The sequence below is a fragment of the Micromonospora sp. NPDC002411 genome (assembly GCF_053592955.1).
The window spans coordinates 18,618-42,030 of sequence record NZ_JBSFBM010000014.1 but is presented as its reverse complement, the minus strand read 5'-3'; the positions used below and the strand labels follow the sequence as shown (position 1 = coordinate 42,030).

At 72.7% G+C, this 23,413-nt stretch carries 19 protein-coding genes; 14 read left to right on the top strand and 5 right to left on the bottom strand.

What is annotated here, in order from left to right; genetic code table 11:
- Positions 1-260 precede the first annotated feature (260 nt).
- Complete coding sequence (locus tag ACWCO3_RS03690; protein WP_145784893.1) at positions 261-641, top strand: OB-fold nucleic acid binding domain-containing protein; 381 nt, start codon at positions 261-263, stop codon at positions 639-641.
- A 25-nt stretch (positions 642-666) separates the two neighbouring features.
- Complete coding sequence (locus ACWCO3_RS03685; RefSeq protein ID WP_357833612.1) at positions 667-1,347, top strand: DUF3159 domain-containing protein; 681 nt, start codon at positions 667-669, stop codon at positions 1,345-1,347.
- Positions 1,348-1,383: 36 nt separating this feature from the next.
- Here ACWCO3_RS03685 and ACWCO3_RS03680 read toward each other — a convergent pair whose 3' ends face one another.
- Both ACWCO3_RS03680 and ACWCO3_RS03675 read right to left on the bottom strand, forming a co-directional pair.
- Positions 1,384-2,073 (bottom strand): potassium channel family protein, encoded by a 690-nt coding sequence (locus ACWCO3_RS03680; protein WP_088990863.1) that lies wholly within the window; start codon positions 2,071-2,073, stop codon positions 1,384-1,386.
- Between the two features lie 3 nt (positions 2,074-2,076).
- The gene (locus ACWCO3_RS03675; protein WP_145784891.1) at positions 2,077-2,742 is read right to left on the bottom strand and encodes a potassium channel family protein; all 666 of its coding nucleotides are present in this window, start codon (positions 2,740-2,742) and stop codon (positions 2,077-2,079) included.
- Between the two features lie 164 nt (positions 2,743-2,906).
- On the opposite strand from ACWCO3_RS03675, the gene ACWCO3_RS03670 reads away from it, so the two are divergent.
- The 4 genes from ACWCO3_RS03670 (at position 2,907) to dxs (ending at position 9,440) form a co-directional block, all read left to right on the top strand.
- Entirely contained in the window at positions 2,907-5,003 is a 2,097-nt protein-coding gene (locus ACWCO3_RS03670) for an APC family permease (RefSeq protein ID WP_450008299.1), read from the top strand.
- Positions 4,990-6,237, top strand: coding sequence for a class I SAM-dependent RNA methyltransferase (locus ACWCO3_RS03665; protein ID WP_450008297.1), 1,248 nt, complete (start codon positions 4,990-4,992; stop codon positions 6,235-6,237). Before ACWCO3_RS03670 ends, ACWCO3_RS03665 begins: the two co-directional genes overlap by 14 nt.
- A gap of 13 nt (positions 6,238-6,250) precedes the next feature.
- Entirely contained in the window at positions 6,251-7,411 is a 1,161-nt protein-coding gene (locus ACWCO3_RS03660) for an anhydro-N-acetylmuramic acid kinase (RefSeq protein WP_145784888.1), read from the top strand.
- Between the two features lie 82 nt (positions 7,412-7,493).
- Complete coding sequence (gene dxs, locus ACWCO3_RS03655; protein ID WP_088990859.1) at positions 7,494-9,440, top strand: 1-deoxy-D-xylulose-5-phosphate synthase; 1,947 nt, start codon at positions 7,494-7,496, stop codon at positions 9,438-9,440.
- Positions 9,441-9,507: 67 nt separating this feature from the next.
- Here dxs and ACWCO3_RS03650 read toward each other — a convergent pair whose 3' ends face one another.
- A complete protein-coding gene (locus tag ACWCO3_RS03650) occupies positions 9,508-10,704 on the bottom strand; it encodes a hypothetical protein (RefSeq protein ID WP_450008294.1) in 1,197 nt (398 codons plus the stop codon).
- Positions 10,705-11,096: 392 nt separating this feature from the next.
- Between ACWCO3_RS03650 and ACWCO3_RS03645 the strand changes: the two genes are divergently transcribed.
- Positions 11,097-12,947 (top strand): hypothetical protein, encoded by a 1,851-nt coding sequence (locus tag ACWCO3_RS03645; protein WP_425280586.1) that lies wholly within the window; start codon positions 11,097-11,099, stop codon positions 12,945-12,947.
- The gene (locus tag ACWCO3_RS03640; protein WP_244311837.1) at positions 12,947-14,749 is read left to right on the top strand and encodes a hypothetical protein; all 1,803 of its coding nucleotides are present in this window, start codon (positions 12,947-12,949) and stop codon (positions 14,747-14,749) included. Before ACWCO3_RS03645 ends, ACWCO3_RS03640 begins: the two co-directional genes overlap by 1 nt.
- Here the strand turns inward: ACWCO3_RS03640 and ACWCO3_RS03635 are convergent, their stop codons facing one another.
- Positions 14,750-16,660 carry a hypothetical protein gene (locus ACWCO3_RS03635; RefSeq protein ID WP_358162729.1) on the bottom strand — a complete coding sequence of 637 codons (1,911 nt, stop codon included), beginning with the start codon at positions 16,658-16,660 and terminating at the stop codon, positions 14,750-14,752.
- Positions 16,661-16,761: 101 nt separating this feature from the next.
- Here ACWCO3_RS03635 and ACWCO3_RS03630 point away from each other — a divergent pair, with 101 nt between their 5' ends.
- Entirely contained in the window at positions 16,762-18,039 is a 1,278-nt protein-coding gene (locus ACWCO3_RS03630) for an outer membrane protein assembly factor BamB family protein (RefSeq protein ID WP_450008291.1), read from the top strand.
- Positions 18,036-19,322: an outer membrane protein assembly factor BamB family protein gene (locus ACWCO3_RS03625; protein WP_450008290.1), complete on the top strand. Its 1,287-nt coding sequence runs from the start codon at positions 18,036-18,038 to the stop codon at positions 19,320-19,322. The genes ACWCO3_RS03630 and ACWCO3_RS03625 overlap by 4 nt, the downstream gene beginning before the upstream one ends.
- On the opposite strand, the gene ACWCO3_RS03620 is transcribed toward ACWCO3_RS03625, so the two are convergent.
- Entirely contained in the window at positions 19,323-20,441 is a 1,119-nt protein-coding gene (locus tag ACWCO3_RS03620) for a peptidase C39 family protein (RefSeq protein WP_450008288.1), read from the bottom strand.
- A gap of 142 nt (positions 20,442-20,583) precedes the next feature.
- Between ACWCO3_RS03620 and ACWCO3_RS03615 the strand changes: the two genes are divergently transcribed.
- From ACWCO3_RS03615 to ACWCO3_RS03600, 4 genes are all read left to right on the top strand, one after another.
- Positions 20,584-21,252 (top strand): response regulator transcription factor, encoded by a 669-nt coding sequence (locus tag ACWCO3_RS03615; RefSeq protein ID WP_139586209.1) that lies wholly within the window; start codon positions 20,584-20,586, stop codon positions 21,250-21,252.
- Positions 21,249-22,424: a sensor histidine kinase gene (locus ACWCO3_RS03610; protein ID WP_145784881.1), complete on the top strand. Its 1,176-nt coding sequence runs from the start codon at positions 21,249-21,251 to the stop codon at positions 22,422-22,424. The genes ACWCO3_RS03615 and ACWCO3_RS03610 overlap by 4 nt, the downstream gene beginning before the upstream one ends.
- A 148-nt stretch (positions 22,425-22,572) precedes the next feature.
- Entirely contained in the window at positions 22,573-22,995 is a 423-nt protein-coding gene (locus tag ACWCO3_RS03605) for a VOC family protein (RefSeq protein ID WP_450008285.1), read from the top strand.
- The gene (locus tag ACWCO3_RS03600) at positions 22,992-23,411 is read left to right on the top strand and encodes a VOC family protein (protein ID WP_145784880.1); all 420 of its coding nucleotides are present in this window, start codon (positions 22,992-22,994) and stop codon (positions 23,409-23,411) included. Before ACWCO3_RS03605 ends, ACWCO3_RS03600 begins: the two co-directional genes overlap by 4 nt.
- Positions 23,412-23,413 lie beyond the last annotated feature (2 nt).

Genomic DNA, 23,413 nt, shown 5'->3' with positions numbered 1-23,413 from the left:
GGGGCGCAGTCGACCGGTGCGCACGGACCCGCTGATCTGGTCGCAGAGCTGCTGTTGCAACGGAATCGAACTGTCGCGGTCCAGTGCGACGAGCCAGGCCGCCGACCAGGCGGGCGACGCTGTCGCCGAGCCGCGCCAGGTCTGACCCCGCGCCCACCGGCACGCCGGAACCGGCCTCGTCGGCGTACGCTGGCGGCACGGTTCCGGCGCCGCCGGTGCCGGCCGGGGACGGCGAGCGTGGAGAGGGTGACGCGGAGGTCATGATGACCGACGAGGGCAGGGTGTCGCTGCGGCGACTTCTGCAACGGTTCACCGCCAGCGAAGCCGAGATCGACGCGCAGGAGCTGCGTCGGGAGAGCGCCGAGTGCGGCGGCATCCCGGCCCAGATGTGCTCCCGGGGCCAGTTGGTGTCGGTCGCCGGCCGGCTGCGCACCGTGGTCTACACGCCGCGCACCAATCTGCCCACCCTCGAAGCCGACCTGTACGACGGCACCGACGTGGTCACCCTGGTCTGGTTGGGGCGACGGCACATCGCCGGGATCGAGCCGGGTCGGCACCTGACCGCCCGTGGTCGGGTGGCCGTCCGCGACGACCGCAAGGTCATCTACAACCCCTACTACGAGCTGGACTCGCCGAAGTGACGGCGCTGCGGACGGAAGGCCGGCGATGACGACGGGACAGGACCGGGCGGCGCAGCCGGAGATCGACCCGCAGGACGAGCCGCTGCCGACGATCGCCGAGCAGATGGCCGACCAGCTCGGCGGCTGGCGGGGCCTGGTCGAGTCGAGCATCCCGGTCGTGGTCTTCGTCCTCGCCAACATCATCGGCGAGTTGCGGCCTGCGGTGATCGCCTCGGTCTCCGTCGCGCTGCTCATCGCCGGGGTGCGGCTGGCCCAGCGTCGGCCGATCCGGCACGCCGTCAACGGCCTGTTCGGCGTCGGTGTGGGCGCGGCCATCGCCTGGCGCACCGGCGACGAGCGTGACTTCTACCTTCCCGGCATCCTGTACGGCATCGGGTACGGCGTCGCCCTGTTGATCTCGGCGGCGATCCGGCAGCCCCTGGTCGGCTGGATCTGGTCGGTGCTGGTCGCGAAGGGCCGCTCGGAGTGGCGGGCCGACCCGAAGCTGGTGCGCACCTTCACCCAGCTCACCGTGCTCTGGGGCGTGGTCTGGCTGGCCAAGGTGGGCGTGCAGGCCGGGCTCTACCTGGCCCACCAGGACACCGCGCTGGGCGTGGCCCGGCTGGTGTTGGGCTACCCGCCGTACGCGCTGTTGCTGCTGATCACGGTCTGGACGGTCCGCCGGGTCACCCGGGAGGCTCCGCCGACCCCGGTGCCCGGCGCCTGAGCGCGGCGGGGCAGCCGGGGGCGGCTGCCTGTCGGGTCAGCGGGAGCTGCGGGTCCGTTCGACGCTGTCCGGCCCGAGGATCACCACGCGGACCTGGTCCTCCACCTCGGCGGTGCAGACGAAGATCAGTTCGTCGCCGGCCTCGATCGGGTCGTCCGGGCTGGGCACCAGGACCCGCTTGCCGCGCAGGATCGCCACCAGTGCGGCGTCGCGCGGCAGTGGCACGGCGTGGATGGGCTGACCGACGTACGGCGCGGTAGGCGGCAGGGTGATCTCGACCAGGTTGGCCTCACCCTGGCGGAAGGTCATCAGCCGGACCAGGTCGCCGACGGTCACCGCCTCCTCGACCAGCGCGGCCATCACCCGCGGCTTGCTCACCGCGACGTCGACGCCCCACTGCTCGGTGAACAGCCACTCGTTCTCGGCCCGGTTGACCCGGGCGACCACGCGGGGCACCGCGAACTCGGTCTTGGCCAACAACGACAGCACCAGGTTGGTCTTGTCGTCGCCGGTCGCCGCGACCACCACGTCGCAGCCCGCGACGTTGGCCTCCTCCAGGCTCGCCACCTCGCACGCGTCGGCAAGGACCCACTCGGCGGCCGGCACCCGGTCCGGGCGCAGCATCTTGGGTTGGCGTTCGATCAGCATCACCTGGTGGCCGTTGTCGATCAGCTCCTGGGCGATCGAGCGGCCCACGTTGCCCGCGCCCGCGATGGCGACCCGCATGGCTCAGTGCCCCCCTTCCGGCGGCGCCGCCGCCACCGACGTGACCGTCGCCACGATGTCATCGCTGACCAGCATGAACACCTGGTCACCCTCCTGCACGACGGTGGAGCCGGTGGGCAGCGTGCCGATGCCGAAGCGGATCAGGTAGGCCACCCGGGCGCCGGCCGCGTCCTCCAGGTTGCGCACCGACCGGCCGATCCAGTCCTTGTGCACCGGCACCTCGACGATCGACACCGTGCTGGTGGGGTCACGGAAGATCTCCACGTTGCCCTCCGGCACCAGGTGCCGGAGCATCCGGTCGGCCGTCCAGCGCACCGTCGCGACGGTGGGAATGCCCAGCCGCTCGTAGACCTGCGCACGGCGCTGGTCGTAGATGCGGGCGGCGACCCGGGACACGCCGAACGTCTCGCGCGCCAACCGGGCCGAGATGATGTTGGAGTTGTCGCCGCTGGACACGGCCGCGAAGGCGTCCGCGCGCTCGATGCCGGCCTGTCGGAGCACCTCGCCGTCGAAGCCCGCCCCGGTCACCGTGATCCCGGCGAAGTCGGGGCCGAGCCGGCGGAAGGCGTCGGCGTCCTGGTCGATCACCGCCACCGAGTGCCCTCGGGACTCCAGGCTGTGGGCGAGGGTCGACCCGACCCGGCCACATCCCATGATCACGACGTGCACGCTGTCCCTCCCAAGGTGCGTACCGCCCCCGCTGCCGGTGGCCCTCCGAGTGCGAGCCTGCCACGTTCCGGTGGGGAGCGGGGACCGACCGTACCCCGTCGTCGCGGGCAGCGGTGATCGCCCACCCCCGCGTTCCCGCCGTGGTGGTCGTACTCTTGGCGTTCGTGGCCAGTCCCACCTCGCTGGTGAAGCGACTTCTCCTCGGTCGACCGTTCAGGTCCGACCGGCTCCAGCACACCCTCCTGCCGAAGCGCATCGCGCTGCCCGTGTTCGCCTCCGACGCGCTGTCCAGCGTCGCGTACGCGCCCGACGAGATCCTGCTGACCCTCTCCATCGCCGGGGCCTCCGCGTACGTGTTCTCGCCATGGATCGCCCTTGCGGTGGTCGTGGTGATGCTCACCGTGGTGGCGAGCTACCGGCAGAACGTCCACGCCTACCCCTCCGGTGGCGGCGACTACGAGGTGGCCACTGTCAACCTTGGCCCGAAGTTCGGCGTCGGGGTGGCCAGCGCGCTGCTTGTCGACTACGTGCTCACGGTGGCGGTGTCGGTCTCCTCCGGGGTGGCCAACCTCGGCTCGGTGGTGCCGTTCGTGGCGACCCACAAGGTCCTGATCGCGGTGAGCGCGGTGGTGCTGTTGACCGCTGTCAACCTGCGCGGTCTGCGCGAGTCGGGCACCGCGTTCGCCATCCCCACCTACGGCTTCGTGATCGTGATGGGTGGGATGCTGTTCACCGGGCTGTTCCGGGTGTTCGTGCTGGGCGACGAGCTCCGCGCGCCGAGCGCCGACCTGGTGATCCAGGCCGAGCACAGCGTGACCGGTTTCGCGCTCGTCTTCCTGCTGCTGCGGACGTTCAGCTCGGGTGCCGCCGCGCTCACCGGTGTGGAGGCGATCTCCAACGGAGTGCCGGCGTTCAAGGCGCCGAAGAGCCGCAACGCCGCGACCACCCTGCTGCTGCTCGGCACCATCTCGGTGAGCATGCTGGTCGGGATCATCTGGCTGGCCCGGCTGACCCACCTGCAGTTCGTCGAGGACCCGGGTCTCCAGATCATCTCCGGCCCCGACGGGTACGTGCAGAAGACGGTCACCACCCAGCTCGGCGAGACGGTCTTCGGCTCCGGCTCGGTCCTGCTCTACGTGGTGGCCGGAATGACCGCCCTGATCCTCTTCCTGGCCGCGAACACCGCGTTCAACGGGTTCCCGGTGCTCGGCTCGATCCTCGCCCAGGACCGTTACCTGCCCCGCCAGTTCCACACCCGGGGCGACCGGCTGGCCTTCTCCAACGGCATCAGCTTCCTCGCCCTCTTCGCGATCGTGCTGATCGTCGGCTTCCAGGCCGAGGTGACGAAGCTGATCCAGCTCTACATCGTCGGGGTCTTCGTCTCGTTCACCGTCTCCCAGGCCGGCATGATCCGGCACTGGAACCGGCGTCTGCGTACCGAGCGGGACCCGGAGGCGCGCCGCCGGATGTATCGCTCCCGGGCGATCAACACCTTCGGCGCGGGTCTGACCGGTACGGTGCTGGTGATCGTCCTGATCACGAAGTTCCTGCTCGGAGCGTGGATCGCGATCGCCGCGATGGCGGTGATCTACGTGCTGATGCTCGCCATCCGCCGGCACTACGACCGGATCGCCGTCGAGCTGACCCCGCCGGACGAGGGCCGGGCCGTGCTGCCCGCCCGCAACCACGCGATCGTGCTGGTCAGCAAGCTGCACCAGCCGACGCTGCGGGCGATCGCCTACGCCCGGGCCACCCGGCCGGACACGCTGACCGCCGTCACCGTGAACGTGGACGAGAACGACACCCGGGACCTGCAGGCCGACTGGGAGCGGCGGGAGATGGCCATCCCGCTCACCGTGATCGACTCGCCGTACCGGGAGATCACCCGGCCGATCCTGGACTTCGTGGCCTCCACCCGCCGTAAGTCACCCCGGGACGTGGTCACCGTCTTCATCCCCGAGTACGTGGTCGGCCGCTGGTGGGAGAACCTGCTGCACAACCAGAGCGCACTGCGCCTCAAGGGCCGGCTGCTCTTCGAGCCGGGGGTGATGGTGGTCAGTGTGCCGTGGCAGCTGGCGTCGACGGCGAGCAAGAACCTGGACCGGCTCGACGCCACGCTGTCGCGGACACCGGCACGCGGGCCACGCGGCACGGTGCCGCCGGTCTCCGACCCGCCGCCGGTCTCGGCGGCGCCGGTCTCCGCCCCGCCCGGCGAGGGCGGCCCGGCGGGCGGCGGAACGGGAGGCAGTGGCCGTGACTGAGCCCAGCGAGCGTGGACTGGCCGAGGCGGAGCGGGTCGAGCTGACCGTCGACGCGGTCGCCCCCGGCGGGCACTGCGTGGCCCGGGTGGATGGGCAGGTGGTCTTCGTCCGGCACGCGCTGCCCGGTGAACGGGTGATCGCCGAGGTGACCGAGGTGCACCGCGGGTTCGTCCGGGCCGATGCGGTGACAGTGCTGGACCCCTCACCGGATCGGGTCGAGCCGCCCTGCCCGTACGCGAAACCGGGTGCCTGTGGTGGCTGCGACCTGCAACACGTCGCCCCGGACGCGCAACTGGCCTGGAAGACCGCCGTGGTGCGCGAACAGTTGGTCCGCCTCGGCGGGCTGACCGACGTCGAGCTGGACCGGCTCGACGTCCGGGTCCAGGCGTTGCCCGGCGGGCTGCTCGGCTGGCGCTCCCGGGTCCGCTACGCCGTGGACGCCGCGGACCGGGCCGGTCTGCTCAAGCACCGTTCGCACGAGGTGGTGCCCATCGACCGCTGCCGGATCGCCCACCCGGCCATCCAGCAGTTGCCGGTGCTCACCCCGACCGGCGCGCGCTGGTCGGCCGCCGAGGCGGTGGAGACCGTCGCCAGCACCGGCGGCGACGTGACCGTCACGGAGATCCGTGAGGGCGTACCCGCCCCGGTGAGCGGGCCGGCCGAGGTCCGCGAGGTGGCCGCCGGACGGGACTGGACGCTGCCCGCGTCCGCGTTCTGGCAGGTGCACCCGGCCGCGGCGAGCACCCTCTCCACCGCGGTGCTGGACCTGCTGGACCCGCAGCCGGGCGAGATCGCGTGGGACCTGTACGGCGGCGCGGGGCTGTTCGCCGCCGGGTTGGCCGAGCGGGTCGGTGCGACCGGCCGGGTGACACTGGTCGAGGCGGCGGGGCAGGGTGTCGCCGCAGCCCGGGAGAACCTCGCCGACCTGCCCGCCGTCGAGGTCGTGTCGGCCCGGGTGGAGACCGCGCTGGCCCGTCGGCGGATCACCGGCCCGGTCGACGTGGTGGTGCTCGACCCGCCGCGCTCCGGGGCCGGCGCCCCGGTGGTCCGCGCCCTGGCCGCCGCCGGCCCGCGCGCGATCGCGTACGTGGCCTGCGACCCGGCGGCGTTCGCCAGGGACGTGCGTACCTTCGCAGGGTTGGGCTGGCGGTTGGCCGCGTTGCGGGGCTTCGACCTGTTCCCGATGACGCAGCACGTCGAGCAGGTGGGGTTGCTGCTCCCGCCGACCGCCTGACTAGCCTGGCCCGATGAAGATCGTCGGGTTGATGTCCGGGACGTCGTACGACGGGGTGGACGTCGTCGCGGCGGAGTTCGAGGTCGAGGGGGACACCCTCTGGCTGCGGCCGTTGGGGCACCGTGGCCTGGACTACGACGAGGAGTTGCGCGCCGAGATCGCGGCGCTGCTGCCCCCGGCGACCACGACCGTCGAGGCGGTCTGCCGGCTCGACAACCGCCTCGGCGAGGTGTTCGCCGACGCGGCGGCGGTCGGCCTGGAACTGGCCGGTGGGCGGGCCGACGCGGTGGTCTCACCCGGTCAGACGGTGTTCCACTGGGTCGCCGACGGGGTGGCCCTGGGCACTCTGCAACTGGGCGCGGTGGCCCGGGTGGCCGCCCGGGTCGGCGTACCCGTGCTCAGTGATCTGCGCTCGGCGGACATCGCCGTCGGCGGGCAGGGCGCGCCGCTGGTGCCGGCCTTCGACGCGTTGCTGCTCGACGCCGCCGCCGGGCCGCGCGCGGCGCTGAACCTCGGCGGCATCGCCAACCTCACAGTGGTCGCCCCGGGCGCTCCGGTCCTCGGGTACGACGTGGGCCCCGCCAACGCCCTGCTGGACGCTGCCGCCCGGCGTTTCCTCGGCCAACCGTGCGACGTCGACGGCGCGCGGGCCGCGGCCGGTCGGGTGCACCCCGGGTTGCTCGCCGCGCTGCTGGCCGAGCCGTACTACGCGGCGGCGCCGCCCAAGTCCACCGGCAAGGAGCTGTTCCACGCCGGCTACCTAGACCGGCACCTCACCGCGCTCGGTACGCCCGTGCCGGTGGACGACCTGCTGGCCACGCTGACCGAACTGACCGCACGGGTGGTGGCCGCCGAGTGCGACAGGCACGGCGTGGCCGAGGTGATCGCCGCCGGCGGTGGTGTGCGCAACCCCACCCTGCTGCGGCGGCTCGCCGCCCTCGGCGAGGGCCGGTGGCAGCTGCGCGGCACCGACGAGTTGGGCGTACCCGCGCAGGCCAAGGAGGCGTACGCCTTCGCGCTGCTGGGTTGGCTGTCCTGGCACGGGCTGCCCGGGTCGATCCCGTCGGTGACCGGTGCCACCCGGGGTGCGGTGCTCGGGTCGTGGACACCCGCCGGGCCGGCGTACCCGGGCCGCCCGACCGAGCCGCCCCGGCGGCTGCGGATCCGGCCCTGATCAGGCGCTCAGCTCGCGGCCGCGGGTGCGCCGGGCTCGGCCCGGGCTGCGGAGTACCACAGGGCCGATAGACTCTCCGGTCATGAGTGTTGAAGAGGACACGGCCAACCACGGCCGGCTGCTCGGGACGGTACGCGGTCCGCAGGACGTCAAGCGGATGTCCGGCGAGGAGCTGGACGTCCTCGCGGCCGAGATCCGGGACTTCCTGATCGCCAAGGTCTCCCGCACCGGTGGGCACGTCGGGCCCAACCTCGGTGTGGTCGAGCTGACGCTGGCCATGCACCGCGTCTTCGACTCGCCCCGGGACCGGCTCCTGTTCGACACCGGCCACCAGGCGTACGTGCACAAGATCCTCACCGGGCGTCAGGCCGGCTTCGACAAGCTCCGCCAGCGCGGTGGCCTCTCCGGCTACCCCAGCCAGGCCGAGAGTGAGCACGACCTCATCGAGAACTCGCACGCCTCCACCGCGCTCTCCTACGCCGACGGCCTGGCCAAGGCGTACGCCCTGCGGGGTGAGCAGCGCAGCGTCGTGGCCGTGGTCGGCGACGGCGCGCTCACCGGCGGCATGTGCTGGGAGGCGCTGAACAACATCGCCACCGCCGGCAACTCGCTGGTGATCGTGGTCAACGACAACGGCCGTTCCTACTCGCCCACCATCGGCGGGCTGGCCGACCACCTCTCCTCGCTGCGGCTCAACCCGGGCTACGAGAAGGTGCTCGACACGGTCAAGGACGCGCTCGGCTCCACCCCGCTGGTCGGCAAGCCGATGTACGAGGTGCTGCACGCGGTCAAGAAGGGCATCAAGGACGCCGTCGCGCCGCAGGCCATGTTCGAGGACCTCGGCATCAAGTACGTCGGCCCCGTGGACGGGCACGACGTGGCGGCGGTCGAGGCGGCGCTGCGCGCGGCGAAGAACTTCGGCGGCCCGGTGATCGTGCACGCGGTCACCCGCAAGGGCTACGGCTACCGTCCGGCCGAGGAGGACGACGCGGACTGCCTGCACGGCCCGAGCAGCGCCTTCGACGTCGAGACCGGCGCCCTGCTGGCCGCGCCGTCGGTGAAGTGGACGCACGTCTTCGCCGACGAGCTGCTGGCCATCGCCGACGAGCGCCCGGACGTGGTGGGCATCACCGCCGCCATGGCCGAGCCGACCGGCATCGCGAAGCTGGCCCGCAAGTACCCCGAGCGGGTGTACGACGTGGGCATCGCCGAGCAGCACGCCGCCACCTCGGCGGCCGGGCTGGCGCTCGGTGGTCTGCACCCCGTGGTCGCGGTCTACGCCACCTTCCTCAACCGCGCGTTCGACCAGGTCCTGCTGGACGTGGCGATGCACAAGCTGCCGGTGACCTTCGTGCTGGACCGGGCCGGCATCACCGGCCCGGACGGTCCCAGCCACTACGGCATCTGGGACATGTCGGTCTTCGGGGTGGTGCCCGGTCTGCGGATCGCCGCCCCCCGCGACGCCGCCACGCTGCGGGAGGAGCTGCGCGAGGCGATGGCCGTCGACAACGGCCCCACAGTGCTGCGCTTCCCGACCGGTTCGGTCGCCGCGGACCTTCCGGCGCTGCGCCGGGTCGGCACCGTCGACGTGTTGGCCGAGTCGGCGCGTACCGACGTGCTGCTGGTCGCTGTCGGCTCGTTCGGCCAGCTGGGCATGGAGGTGGCCGCCCGGGTCGCCGAGCAGGGCTACGGAGTCACCGTCGTCGACCCGCGCTGGGTGCGTCCGGTCCCGGCGGAGCTGGTCGACCTGGCCGCCCGGCACCGGCTCGTGGTCAGCGTGGAGGACGGCGTGCGGGTCGGCGGGGTGGGCGACGCGCTCGCCCAGGCGATGCGCGACGCCGACGTCCGGGTGCCGCTCAAGGACCTGGGCGTACCGGCCGACTGGCACCCGCACGGCACGCGGGCGCAGATCCTCGCCGACCTGGGCCTGACCGCCCAGGACGTGGCCCGCGACGTCACCGGTTGGATCTCCGGCCTGGACGCCACGCCGGACCGCCTCACGCCGAGCGACGCGGCCGCGCAGAACTGACCCGACAACGACGGCGGGCGCCCCCTCCCGGGGACGCCCGCCGTCGCGTTGTGCGGGTCGGGGTGGGTCAGTTGGCTGGTTCTATTGAGCGGTAGTGGGTCTTGTCGGTGTTGGCGAGGCTGTAGGTCTGGGAACGGGACGGGCTGGGGACGACCGCCAGACCGGGTCGTTCGACCAGCAGGGGAGTCCCCGGCGGCACGGACAGGGAGCTGTCCCGGGTGGGCCGCCAACTGAGCACCACCAGCGGTTGACCGGGTACCGGCAGTTGGTACGCCTGCAACGGGGTGGCCCGGTCGGCGGGCGAGACGACGGGGGCGCCTCCGTCGGCCGGCCGGTAGACCACCGCGGTCATCGCGCCGGCGTCGGTGTCCCAGCTGAGCTGCTGCAACTCGGCCGCCTCGCCACCTCCGAGGGCGACCTCGCCGAGCGAGCGGACGGTGAGCTTCGCCATCGGCCAGGACGTCGGCACCGAACGCGGCGCGTCCCGGTCGCCGATCCGGCGGGGGATGCTGCCGAACGGACCCCGGTCGCCGGCCAGCACGCAGGTGTCCAGGCCGGTGAGTGCCCGCCGTCCCGTGCCCGACTCGTCGCGGACCAGCGGATAGCGCGGATCGACGGTGCCGGTGCCCAGGTCGAGCAGCCGGTCCGCAGCCCGCCCCCGAGGCAGCGACTCGGTGGTGCGCAGGGTCGCTGTCACCCCGACCGCCGTGCACGACGGCACGTTTACCGGCGCGCTGAGGCCGTCCGTGACGGTCAACGTCCGATCCTGTGGCCCGACCAGCGTCTGCACCCGGGCGGAGACCAGGTAGCGCCGGCCGGCGGCGGTCTGCACGGGCAGCACGTCGGAGTAGACGAGGTAACCCGGGTCGGTGTACTCGGTGGCGCGGGTCACCGCGTAGCGGTCGCCGTCGCGGGTGAGTTGCAGCAGCCAGGAGGCGCTCTCGCCGGGCACGTCGGCGGCGACGAGAGCCACCGGGGCGCCGTCGACCCGACCGGAGAAGAGGATGCCGGACGAGGGCAGGTGCGCCCGGTCGTCGTCCGGTGAGCGCCAGTCGCGGACGGCCCGGGTGACAGCTGTCGTCGCCGTGGCGTCAGTCGACAGGTCGCCCCGGGGCGGCCACACGGCCAACGACCCGTCCAGGCTGTCGTACCCGACCCGCAGGTCCTGCGACTTCCTCTCGGCCACAGGACCGCAGGCCGTGCTGGCCAGCAGTGCGCTGAGCAGGACGGGGAGCGCCCTGCCGTACCGACGGCCTGGAGTCACCTGGCCCGCCCCCGATCGCCTCACCGTCGCTGTCGGAAAGCGCCATAGTACGAGATGTCCGACGCGAGGCCCCAGTTGCCCGCCGCTGCACTCACCACATTGGACCACACCGGGGCTTTAGTGCGTTTTCGTTGCTCCGGTAGACTCCGCCGACTGTGACGCCTGCCGAGTCCCGCGCCCTGTCCGCGCCGCACCCGGAGGCCGCAGCCGGCCCCGACGAACTGGTGAGCTATCGCACACCGGTCGGCATCCTCGCCGGCCCCGCCGCCCTGACCGGAAGGTCCACCGCCCCGGCCGACTCCCAGGGCACCGCCGGCGGCGCACCCGTCGCCCCAGCCGAGGCCGCCGCACCGGCCCCCACCAAGACGCCCATCGAGCCGGACGTGCCGGACATGCCGGTCGAGCCGGAAGAGCCGGTCGAGCCGGCTCAGGACGCGGCACCGGTCGAGCCCGAGACGGCTGCCGACGACGCGGAGGCGGCACCGACCAGGCGGTGGTGGCATCGTCTTCCCCGGCGGAGGCAGCACCTCGCGGTGGGCGGGTTGTTCCTGCTCGCCGCACTCTGGGTCACCAGCCGGATCTGGCTGGACCCGTCCGGTCGGGTGGCCTCGCTCTACACCGGTGACCCGGCCCAGGTGCAGTTCTTCCTCGCCCACTCGGTACGCGTGGTGCTGCACGGCGAGTACCCGTTCTACACCGAGCAGTTCAACTATCCGGACGGCGTCAACCTGATGGCCAACACGGCCGTGCTGGCGCTGGGCATTCCGATGGTCCCGGTGACGCTGCTCTTCGGGCCGGCGGTCTCCTTTGTGGTGCTGGTGACGCTCGGCCTCGCCGGCACCGCGATGGCCTGGTACCTCATGCTCTCCCGCCACCTGGTGCGTACCCCGCTCGCGGCGGCGGTGGGCGGCTGGTTCTGCGGTTTCTCGCCCGCGATGCTGTCGCACGCGAGTTGGCACCCGAACATCATCAGCCAGTTCCTGCTGCCGTTCATCGTCTGGCGCGTGCTGGTCCTCACCCGGTCCCGTCGGCCGATCCGGGACGGGGCGTTGCTCGCCCTGCTGGTCACCGCGCAGGCGTTCATCAACGAGGAGATCCTGCTCTTCACGGCCCTGGCCTGCGGGGTGTTCCTGCTGGCGGTGCTCGCTCAGGAGCCGGCCCGCTGGCGGGCGGCGTGGCGACCGCTCGGCGCCGGCGTGGTGACCTGCGCGCTGCTGGCCGGGGCGCTGCTGGCGTATCCGCTGTACGTGCAGTTCGCCGGGCCGATGGCGTACCACGGGCTCAGCGACGCGGTGCGGGACTACGGCAACGACATCGCCGCGTTCTTCGCCCAGGGCTCGCCCACCCTCGGCGGCAACCAGCGGGCCAACATCAACCTGGCGCCGAACTACTCCGAGGAGAACGCCTTCTTCGGCTGGAGCCTGTCCCTGATCGCCATCGGCATCGTGGTCTGGCTGCGCCGGGAGTTGATCGTGCGGGCGCTCGCGGCGACCGGCGTGTTCTTCGCCGTGCTCTCCCTCGGCGAGCGGGTCTCCTGGTGGGACCGGGAGTTGTTCACCGGGCCGTGGCAGTGGCTGGTCCACCTGCCCCTGCTGGACGCGGTGGTGCCCACCCGGTTCGGTCTGATCACCAGCGTGGTGATCGGGTTGCTGCTCGCGCTCGCCGTCGAGCGGGCCTGGGCGCTGCGCCCGGCCGAGCGGAGAACCGTACGGACGCTCACCGCCGCCGGCCTGGCGTTCGCGCTGCTGCCGATCGCTCCGATGCCGCTGCGGATGGTCTCCCGACCGCCGGTGCCGGACTTCATCACTGCCGACCGCTGGCGGGCGTACGTCGGGCCGGACCAGACGCTGGTGCCGATCCCGGTGCCCAGCATGGGCAACACGCACGGCATGCGCTGGGCGGCGGCCACGAACCTCGACTTCAAGATCCCCGGCGGTTACTTCCTCGCCCCCCGCAACGGCAACACCGGTGACGCGGGCCGGTTCGGCGGTCGACCCAGCGGTGTGGGTCAGATGCTGGAGGAGGTGGCGACCACCGGGCGTACGCCGAAGCTCGACGACCGGCAGCGCCGCCGCTTCAGCGACGAACTGCGCCACTGGCGGGCCGCGATCCTGGTGCTCCCGGTCCGTCAGCAGAACTCCGAACCGCTGCGACGTGCCGTCGAGGACCTGGTCGGCCCCGGCCGCCAGGAGTTGGACGTCTGGGTGTGGGACGTCCGGGCGCTGACCGACCGTTCGGTCTGATGACCACCGGGACGACGTCCCCGACCACGTCGCCCCCGCCGACGGTCCGCCCATCCCGTGCGGGCCGGCTCCGGGACCTGCTGGTGGTGGCCGGTTACCTGGCCCTGGCGGTCGTGCTGACCAGCGCCCAGTGGGGGCACCCGTGGCGGCTGTTCCACCAGGCGGGCGACCAGATCCTCTTCGAGTGGATGCTGGCCCACGCGGCGCACGCCGTCGTCGACGGGCATAACCCGCTCTTCAGTGCCGGGTTGAACGCCCCCGACGGGGTGAACCTGATGGCGAACACCTCGGTGCTCGGTCTGGGTGTCCCGTTGACCCCGGTGACTCTGCTCTTCGGCTCGCAGGTCGCGTTCTGCGTGGCGGTCGTCTGCTGCCTCGCCGGCACGGCCGCGGCCTGGTACGCGTTGCTGCGCCGCCGCCTGGTCACCACCCGGTCCGCAGCTGCGGTCGGTGGCCTGATCTGCGGTTTCGCTCCGGGCATGATCGCCCAGGCGGGCGCGCACCTGCACATCGCCGCGCAGTTCCTGGTGCCCGCGATCCTCGCCCTGGTGTTCCGGCCCGCCCCGGAGGCGGCGCACCGACTCGCCGGAGTGTGGCGACCCGGAGTGGTCCTCGGGCTGCTGCTCGTCTGGCAGGTCTTCATCGGCGAGGAGGCGCTGGTCTTCCTGGCGCTCGCGGCCGGCGTGTTCGCGCTCGGCTACGCGCTCGCCGACCGGGTGGCCGCCCGGCGGCTCGCGCCGGCCCTGTTCGGCCGGCTGGCGGTGGCTGCCGGGGTGGCGGGCGTGCTGCTCGCGTACCCCCTGTGGTTCCAGTTCTACGGCCCGCAGCACTACGCCGGGATGGCGTTCGCCGCGCATGCGTTCCAGTTGGACGCCGCGTCGTTCACCGCGTCGGCACGGCAGACCGTCCTCGGTGACGACTGGTTACCGGGGTTGCTCTCGCCGAACCCGACCGAGGAGAACTCCTTCTTCGGCCCCGGCTTGCTGGTGCTCGCCGTGGTGATCGTGGTCTGGCTGTGGCGGCGGCCGTTGGTCCGCGCCCTGGCCGGTTGTGGGCTGGTGTTCGCGCTGCTCTCCCTCGGCGTCGAGGTGCGGGTCGACGGCACCGCCACCGGTATCCCCGGGCCGTACCGCCTGGTCGCCGGGCTGCCCCTGCTCGACCTCGCGGTGCCGGCCCGGTTCGCGCTGGTCTGCGTACCGGTGCTGGGGGTGCTGGTGGCGCTCTCCGTGGACCGGGTGTGGGCGGCGCGCAAGCTGTCGGCCGTCGCCGGGGTGCCGGTGCGGTTGCTGTGGGCCGGAGCGGTGGCCGCCGCGTTGCTGCCGCTGGTGCCGACGCCGATCCGGGTGGTACCGGTCATGCCGGTGCCGGGGTTCGTCGCGGACGGCGGGTGGCGGCCCCTGGTGCCGCCGGGCCGGACGGTGGTCGCCGTACCCCCGGTCACCGGCGCGGCGCGCAGCCCGGTGATGCTCTGGTCCGCCCGCACCGGCCTGGCGTTCAGCGCGCCGGGCGGCTACTTCATCGGTCCGAGCGGCCCGGACGACCCGGCCGCCCGCTGGGGCGCGCCGGACCGCCCCACGTCCGTGCTGCTGCGGCGGGTGGCGGAGACCGGTGCGGTGCCGGTGCTGACCGACGCCGACCGCCGCAGCGCGGTCGAGGACCTGCGGCACTGGCGGGCCGCCGTGGTGGTGCTCGGCCCGTTGACGAACGGCGACCCGGTCCGTCGCACCGTCGACGACCTGCTCGGCCCGGGCCGCCCGGTGGACGGCGGTTGGGTGTGGGACGTCCGGGACCAGGTCGGCTGATCAGCCCACCAGGGCGCGGACGTCCCAGACCCAGACGTCGTCGACGCGCTGCGGCGGCCCGATCAGACCGGTGACCAGATCGCGTAGCACCGCCTCGTCGGGGTGCGCACCGAGCACCACCACCGACGCCCGCCAGAACCGCAGGTCCTCGACGGCTTGACGGCGGTTCTCGTCGGTGAGCGCCGGGACGGCGTCCTTGTCCATCGTGGAGTAGATGAGCGTGCTGGTGGGCCGGTTCGGCGCGCCGAAGACGCCTTCGCCGACCTCGTTCGGGCCGATGAAGTAGCCGCCCGGGATGGGGAACTCCTGCCCGGTCAGCGCGCTCCAGCGCAACGTCGGAAGGCCGTGCACGTTGCTCGGGATCGGCACCGGCACCAGGGTCCGGCCCGCCGGCACGTACGGCCGCCAGCCACCCGCGGTGATGAAGTGCGGTGGCGGGTCGATCTGCTGGGCGGGCAGCGGCCGGGGGAAGAGCGGCAGCACGGCGAGGGCGACCGCCGCGTACCCCACCGGGCGCAGCCAGCGACGACGCGCCGCGACGGGCGCGGGATCGTCCGTCGCCGCCGGCTCGTCGGCGACCGCCGGGGCCGCGTCGCCCGTGCGCTGCGCCGGCACCCGCGGCTGGTCGACCACCGGCCGTCCCTGGCGGTGCGCGGCGTCCCAGGCGAGCGCGAGGAGTACGCCCACCGCGGCGCCCACCACCAGCGTCAACCGGGTCGGCATCATCATCTCGACCAGCGGAAGGTCGTCCGACACGTACGACCACGGGCCAAGCACGCCCGTCTCCACGCCGTTGAACCGGACCCGTGGCCCGATCGACGCCACGGTGAAGACGACGATCAGCACCGCGGCGATCCGGGCGGGAAGCGAGCGGCGGACGAGCAGCACGAGGGCGACCACCGAGAGCAGCACCAGCGGCCAGCCGAACCAGGTGTTCTGCTCGGTCAGCCCGATCGTCTTCTCCACCGCCGGGTCGCCGGCCCAGGTGTCGCGGGCGAAGGTGACGAAGGCGACCAGGTCCTCACCCCAGTTGTGGAAGACGCCACCCTGTAGGCCCCGGTAGGACTGGGGGCCGTTGAACTGGAACCAGATCGGGTACGCCGCGAGCGCCAGGGCCAGTCCGCCGGCGACGCCGAGCCCGGCCAGGAACGTGCCGGCGGCGGCCCGGGTGGCGGCCGGGCGCTGCACGGCGTACGCCAGCACGATGACCAGGCAGGCCAGGGCGGTGAGGAGCAGCATCTCCTCGTTGATGAAGATCTGGTACGTCACCAGCGCGCCGAGCACCAGCCCGTTGCGCCGCCACCGACCCGGCTCACCGAGGCGCAGCACCCGCACCACGATCAGCGGCAGCAGGAAGTTGGACACGAAGTTGGGTTGGCCGTTGGCGTGGTGGATGATTCCCGGCGCGAAGCCGAGGAACGCGCCGCCGACGAAGGCCGCCGCGCGCGAGCGCACCAGGTGGCGGGAGAGCATCCAGTAGCCGGTGCCGGCGGTGGCGGCCAGCGCCCCACCCAGGTAGAGCGCGTACATCACCTGGGGGCCGAGCAACATGGTCAGCGGGGCCAGCGGCAGGGTCACCCCGAGCAGCGAGGTGTTGGCGATCATGTTCACCCCGTCCGGGGCGTTCTGCCGGGCCGTGAACAGCGGGTTCTCCAGGTGCCGCACCGAGTACGCGCCGTGCGCGAACAGCCATTCGAACCAGCTGTGGTCGGTGGGCAGGTGCGAGGAGACCCGGCCGTTGATGTCACCCCAGTAGTTGAGGCAGACGAATACGCCCAGCAGCACATAGGCTCCGAGGGCCAACAGGTCGGCTCGGGCCGGGCGGCGTCGAGGCCGTCGAGTCGACTCGGCCTCGGCCGGGTCGGCGTCGGTCAGGGAATTCAGCGAAGGGTCTACCACCGGCACGGCCACGACGGGCCATCGTACAGGCGCGGTTCCGTCGCTTTTGCCGGCCCGGTGCACCCACGGCCGGTTTGCCGGACGGTGACCCATCGGTGACGGAAGGACGATCGTTGTCGATCATCGAGCTGGGCGAGGTTCGGGACGAGCCCGCGTCGACGCCTGTGGCTCGTCGACCGCGCGCCGCCGGTCGACCGCTGCGCAGCGCGGCGGTGCTGGTCCTCGCCCTGGTGATGCTGAGCGCTGCGACACCGCAGCCGCGGCGGGCGGTGAGCGTGGTGCCGGCGTCGCCGACGTCCACTGCCTACCTCGGCGGGGACAGCGTCTTCGTGGTCGACCCGCCGGCACCCGAGGGCGACCGGTACCTGACCGCGTACGCCCAGCCGTCCCCGACCCGCACCGGTGTGCGCCGACGGTGGCAGGCCCCGCTGGCCCGCCTCGGTGACTACCTCGACGTCCGGGTCGAGCAGGGGCTGGTGTTGGCGATGGCGGTCAACGCTCCGGGCCGGGTGTTCCAGACGATCGCCTTCGACATCGCTTCGGGCGAGCAACGGTGGCAGCTTCCCGGGGCGCCCCAACCGACCGCCGACGACGGCCTGCTGCTGACCGACGTCCGGGACGACGGGTCGGGCGCGCTGAACCGGATCGAGCCCGACACCGGCCGTGTGCTCTGGTCCGTGCCGATCCCCGCGGCCGCCAACCACTCCTACCACCTCCAGGAAGGCCTGGTCGACAGGTTCGTGCTGCTCCTGGCGACCGGCGAGGTGCAGGTGCACGACGCCGGCACGGGCCGCCTGCTTCGCAGCGTCGACACGCTGCCCGGTGACCGGGAGGCGTACCAGCGGGCACAGGTCGTCGACGACCTGGTGCTGGTCGTCCCACCCGGCAGCACCCGGCTGGTGGGCTACGGGCTGACCGAGCTGGAGCCACTGTGGACGGCCGAGGTGCTGTTGATCTCCTACGTGGTCAGCTGCGCCGGTCTGCTCTGCGCGGTACCGCAGACCGGTGGACTTCAGGTGCTCGATCCGGCCACCGGCGTCGTACGGTGGTCGGACTCCGGTCCGGACATCCTCGCGGACGTCCGGCAGGGTCAGCTGCTGATGGCCAAGCCCGGCCGAGGGTACGAGGTGTGGGATGCGGCGACCGGTCAGGTGCGCACCGGGTTGGGTGAGTGGGCTCTGATGCAGGTGCTCGGGCCGGGCACCCCCCTGGTCGGGGTGCGGCCGGGTGACGACGGGCGGGTGGTCGTCGCCGAGCTGGATCTCGTCGCCCGCCGGTCGCGGATCGTCGACGTGTTGCCGGCCATCGCCGGCAGCTGCCAGGCGTCCCTGCCGATGCTGCTCTGTCAGCGTCTCGACGGCACCACCGCGCTGTGGCGGTTGACCCGGTGAGCGACTCGGTGATCGACCTCGGTGTGCTGCGGCACGGCCCGGACCCGGACCCGTTGCCCCGCCCACCCCGCGCAGACGGTCGGCAATTGCGTGCCGCGCTGCTCGCGCTGCTTGCGCTGCTCACGCTCGCCGCCGCCGGCGCACCGCCGCCCCGGCGGGCCGTGGTGACGCTACCGGTGCGGTCCGGGGCCGACGTGCTCGTCGACGGCGACCTCGCCGTGGTCATCGAGCCGACCAGCACGTCCAATCCGCAACAGCGACGACTGGCGGCGTATCGGCTGCCCGGCGGCGAGCCGGTCTGGCAGCTGCCACTGTCGGCGGAGGCCCGGTACTGGGGGATCTTCCCGCTGGGTGAGCTGCTGATCCTCACCGGGTACGAGATCGGCCCGCAGGGCCGGGACACGACGACAATCGCGCTGGACCGGGCGACCGGCGCGTACCGGTGGCAGCAACCGGGGAGCGCCAACCGACTGGTCGACGGCAACCTGCTGCTGCGCTCCGGCGGCGAGAGCGAGCCGAGCGTCCTGCGGGTGGTCGACCCCTGCTGCGGCACCGTGCGCTGGCAGTTGCCCGCCACCACAGCCGGAATCAGCCCGCGCGAGACCGAGCGTGGGGTGGATCGGCTGATCCTCAGCCCGACGGACGGGCCGGTCGAGGTACGCGACGCGACCACCGGAATCGTGCTGGCCCGTGCCGACCTGCTACCAGCTGACGGTGGGCGATTCGGGCTGGAGGTGTTGGACGACCTCCTGCTGGTCATCGACCGAGGCTCGGGCACTGTCACCGCGTACGGCCTGGACCAGCTCGACCGGCGCTGGATCCGCCCGAACGTTACCGTCGACTTCGCGCTGGACTGCGGCCTCGTCCTGTGTCTGCGCACCGGTTCCAACGCGTTGCAGGCGCTCGACCCGGCCACCGGCGAGGTGCGCTGGCGCAGCAGTCGCTGGGGGTGGGCGTGGGCGACCGGGGATCGGCTGCTGGCCAACGTGCTGGGCGGCGGGGACTCGCCCGAGCATTTCGTTGCGCTCGACGCGCTCACCGGTCAGGAGGTGGCCGACCTGGGCCGGTGGGACCTGTACCAACTGCGCCAGGGCGGCCTGCTGATCGGCACCCGTAAGCATCCCGACGGCGGGGTGCTCGTCGGCGAGCTGGACGTCCTGGCCGGGGAGGTACGCGTCCTCGACGTGATGCGCGATGCCACCGGGGAGTGTCAGGTGATCGACCATCGCCTGCTGTGCGTGAATCCCGACGGCACGTACCGGCTGTGGCAGTTGCCCGACTGACTACCAGTTCGCCTGGGCGGGCGGCGGGGGCAGCGGCACCGACGGGGGCCGCAGCACGTACGCCACGCCGCCGCTGCCGCGCTGCCAGACCGCGCCGAACCGCTGCCGGGGCACGGTACGGCGGACCGCGTCGTCGTCCGGGGCGTACGGGTCGTTGAGCACCGGGTCGCCGTCGGCGGTGAAGCCGACCAGGACCATGAGGTGCCCCCGGGTGTCGTAGGCAAGCCCGGGCACCTCGTCGGCGCGGAACGCGGCGGACACGATCAGCGGGATGCCGGCCGCGACGAACGCCTCCGCCTCGGCCAGGGACCGGAGCCGGGTGACGAACGCGTCCACCCCGAACCGACCGGCGTAGGCGGTGTTGAACGGCCAGTTGCCGGCCCCGGCGTACGCGTGGTCGTAGCAGTGCCGGGCGGCGTGCACCACCACCGGGCGCGGGCCGGGCGGCTCCACCCAGGCGTAGTGCTCCTCCGTCGGCCCGAGACCCCAGTAGGCGAGCACCATTGAGGTGCAGGTGGGGCTGCACCAGGAGTCGCCGCCCCCGCCCCACTGCGGGTACTGGCCGGCGTGCAGCCGCTGCGAGTAACGGGGGACCTCCAGCACCCGCCCGCGGGCAGCGGACGAGGCGGGCGCTGGCGCGTCGGTCGGGCCGGTCAGTGCGGGGCCGGTGGCGACAGCGCCGAAACTGCGCAGCACCGGGCCGCTCGGGCTGCCGGTCGGTTGGCACACTGTCACCCGCGCCTGCCAGCCGGTGACCGTCGCCCCGTTCACGATCAGGGTGTCGGTGTCGACAGCGGCGTCGCCGTCGCGCTGCCCGGGTACCGAGGTGCGTCGTACCGCCCGGTCGTCGGCCGCCCAGCGGGCCAGCTGGTACCAGCCGGTGGCGGGGGCGTCGTCGTGCCAGCCGCGCAGCTCGACCTCGATCCAGCAGCCGTCGGGGGTGTCGGCGGTCCAGGACGGCACCACCTCGGCGACGGCGAAGCCCACCGGCACCGGAGGCGACGTCCAGGTGCGCCGCCCGTCGACACCGCCCTCGTCGCTGTCGAACGCGCCGTCGGCCGGCAGGTGGAAACCCCGGTAGGCGATGTCCCGCCGGGTGGGTGGTGCCGCGATGGTCATTGCAGGTCCGTCCGTCGCTCGGTGCCGCCGGACAGCATCGCGTACGCCGACCGGGCCCGCAACGCGGACCGGCACGGGCGGCGAGGGACGATGGTTGCCGGCCGGCACTAGGTTGTCGGTGGTCAGCAGCGAGGAGGCCGGGATGCGGGTACTGGTGGTCGAGGACGAGCGCAACCTCGCCGACGCGATCGCGCGCGGGTTGCGCAAGCGGGGGATGGCCGTCGACGTGGCGTACGACGGCGACGCCGGCCACGAGGCGGCGTTCGTCACGCGGTACGACGTGGTGGTGCTCGACCGTGACCTGCCGGGCGTGCACGGTGACCAGATCTGCGCCGACCTGGCCGCCTCCGGCGCGCTGACCCGGGTGCTGATGCTCACCGCGAGTGGCACTGTGGCGGACCGGGTGGAGGGGTTGCAGCTCGGCGCGGACGACTACCTGCCCAAACCGTTCGCCTTCGACGAGTTGGTCGCCCGGGTGCAGGCGTTGGGCCGGCGGGCCACCCCGGCCGCCCCGCCGGTGCTCGAACTGGCCGACCTGGTGCTCGACCCGGCCCGTCGGGTGGCCACCCGCGCCGGCGTGCCTGTCGACCTCACCAACAAGGAGTTCGGGGTGCTCAGCGAGCTGCTCAAGGCTCGCGGCGCGGTGGTCTCCAGCGAGGAGCTGCTGGAACGGGTGTGGGACGCCAACACCGACCCGTTCACCACGATCGTCCGGGTCACCGTGATGACGCTGCGCAAGAAGCTCGGGGACCCGCCGCTGATCGAGACGGTGGTCGGCGCGGGTTACCGCACCGCCGAGGTGAGCGCATGAGCCGCCGGTTGCGGCCCACCCTGCGGTTGCGGCTGACACTGCTCAACGGGGTGCTGCTGATCGGCGCGGGGGCGATCCTGGTGCTGCTGGCGTGGCTGCTGGTCCGGGACGCGCTGCGCCCCACCGACGAGCTGCTGCCCGGCACCGTCGTGCTGCTCGCCGACGGCGAGTCGATGGACGCCGCCCAGTGGCAGCGGCAACTGGTCGACGCCGCCTCCGGGGAGCTGCTGGCGAAGGGGCTGGTCGCGCTGTTGGCGGTGAGCGTCGTCGGGGTGGCCGGCGCGTACGCCGTGGCCGGTCGGGCGCTGCGCCCGTTGCACCAGGTCACCGCGACCGCGCAGCGGCTCGGTGAGGCGACACTGGACCAGCGGATCGGCTACTCGGGCGCCGACGACGAGGTGGCCGAGCTGGCCAAGACGTTCGACGCCATGTTGGACCGGATCGCGTCCGCCTTCGAGGCGCAGAAACGTTTCGTGGCGAACGCCTCGCATGAGCTGCGTACCCCGCTCGCCGTGATGCGGACCGAGATCGACGTGACGCTCAGCGACGACGACGCGGACGCCGCCGAGTACCGTCGGATGGCGACAGTGGTCCGGGACGCCTCGGAACGCGCCAACGGCCTGGTGGACGCGTTGCTGGTGCTGGCCCGCAGCGAGGCGCAGGCCGGGCGGCAACTGGGTCGGCGGACCGAGTGTGACCTCGCCGCCGGCACTGTCAACGCCTTGTCGGCGATGCGCCGCGAGGTGGAACGGATCGGCCTGCGGGTGCAGACGTCACTGGAGTCCGCGCCGGTCGTCGGTGATCCGGGGTTGCTCGACCGGCTGGCCGGGAACCTCATCGAGAACGCGGTCCGCTACAACCACCTGCACGGCCGGCTGTGGGTGCGTACCGGCACCGACGGCGTCCGGTCCTGGTTGGTGGTGGGCAACACGGGTTTCGAGGTGGACCAGGCCGACGTGCCGGGGCTGTTCGAGCCGTTCCGGCGCGGTGGCCGGGAACGCACCGGCGCCCGCGGCTCCGGGCTGGGTCTGTCCATCGTCCGGGCGGTCTGCACGGCGCACGGCGGGACGGTACGGGTGATCGCGCAGCCCGGGGGTGGTCTGGAGGTGACCGTCACTCTGCCGTCGGCGGACGCCCCGGCGGTGTCCGGGCCGGTGTCGACAGCCAGCTGAACGGGATTGCGTGCGGCGTTCTGCCGATGGCAAGATCACCGGGTCAGCTCGGTGAGTGAAGGGGGGTGCGTCGATGTCCACCAGTCAGGGCTCCGCACCTCGGGTATTCGCAGGCTGACCCCGGGCAGCGGAGCGTCCCCATCCGACCATGGAGGGACCACCCGTGTATCCACGGATCCGCAACATCAGTTTCGACTGCCACGACACGTACACCCTGGCCGGCTTCTGGTCGGCGGTGCTCGGCTACGCCCGGCACGGCGAGGACGCTCCGGGTGATCCGGAGGCAGCCCTGCTCCCGCAGGACGAAGCCACCCCGAACCTGTTCTTCCAAGAGGTGCCGGAAGGCAAGGTGACCAAGAACCGGGTCCACGTCTGCCTGGAACCGGCCGACCGGACCCGGGACGAGGAGATCGAGCGGGTGCTCGGCCTCGGGGCCACGATGGTCGTCGACCGGCGGCACGCCGATGGGACGGGCTGGGCGGTGCTCGCCGACCCGGAGGGCAACGAGTTTTGCGTGCTCGGCAGCGCCGGGGAACGTGTCGCCACCACCACTGTGGAGGACCAACCGTGAGTTCGATCATTCACAACATCAGCATCGACTGCCACGACACCTACGCCCTCGCCGGCTTCTGGGCACAGGTCTTCGACTGCCCCCGGCAGCCCGACGACTTCCCCGGCGACCCGGAGGCGATGCTCCTGCCGCCGGGTGGTCCGGAGGTGCTGTTCATCGCGGTGCCCGAGGGCAAGACGGTGAAGAACCGGCTGCACCTCGACCTGCAACCCGCCGACCGTACCCGGGCCGAGGAGGTCGAGCGGCTGCTCGGCATCGGCGCGACCCTCGTCGCCGACCAGGTCAGCCCGACCGGCAGCGGGTGGGTGGTGCTCGCCGACCCGGAGGGCAACGAGTTCTGCGTACTCGGTAACAAGGCTGAGCGCGCGGCGGCAGCGGCGGCGCGGGCCGCGGCGCAGGGCAACGAACCGGCCTGATC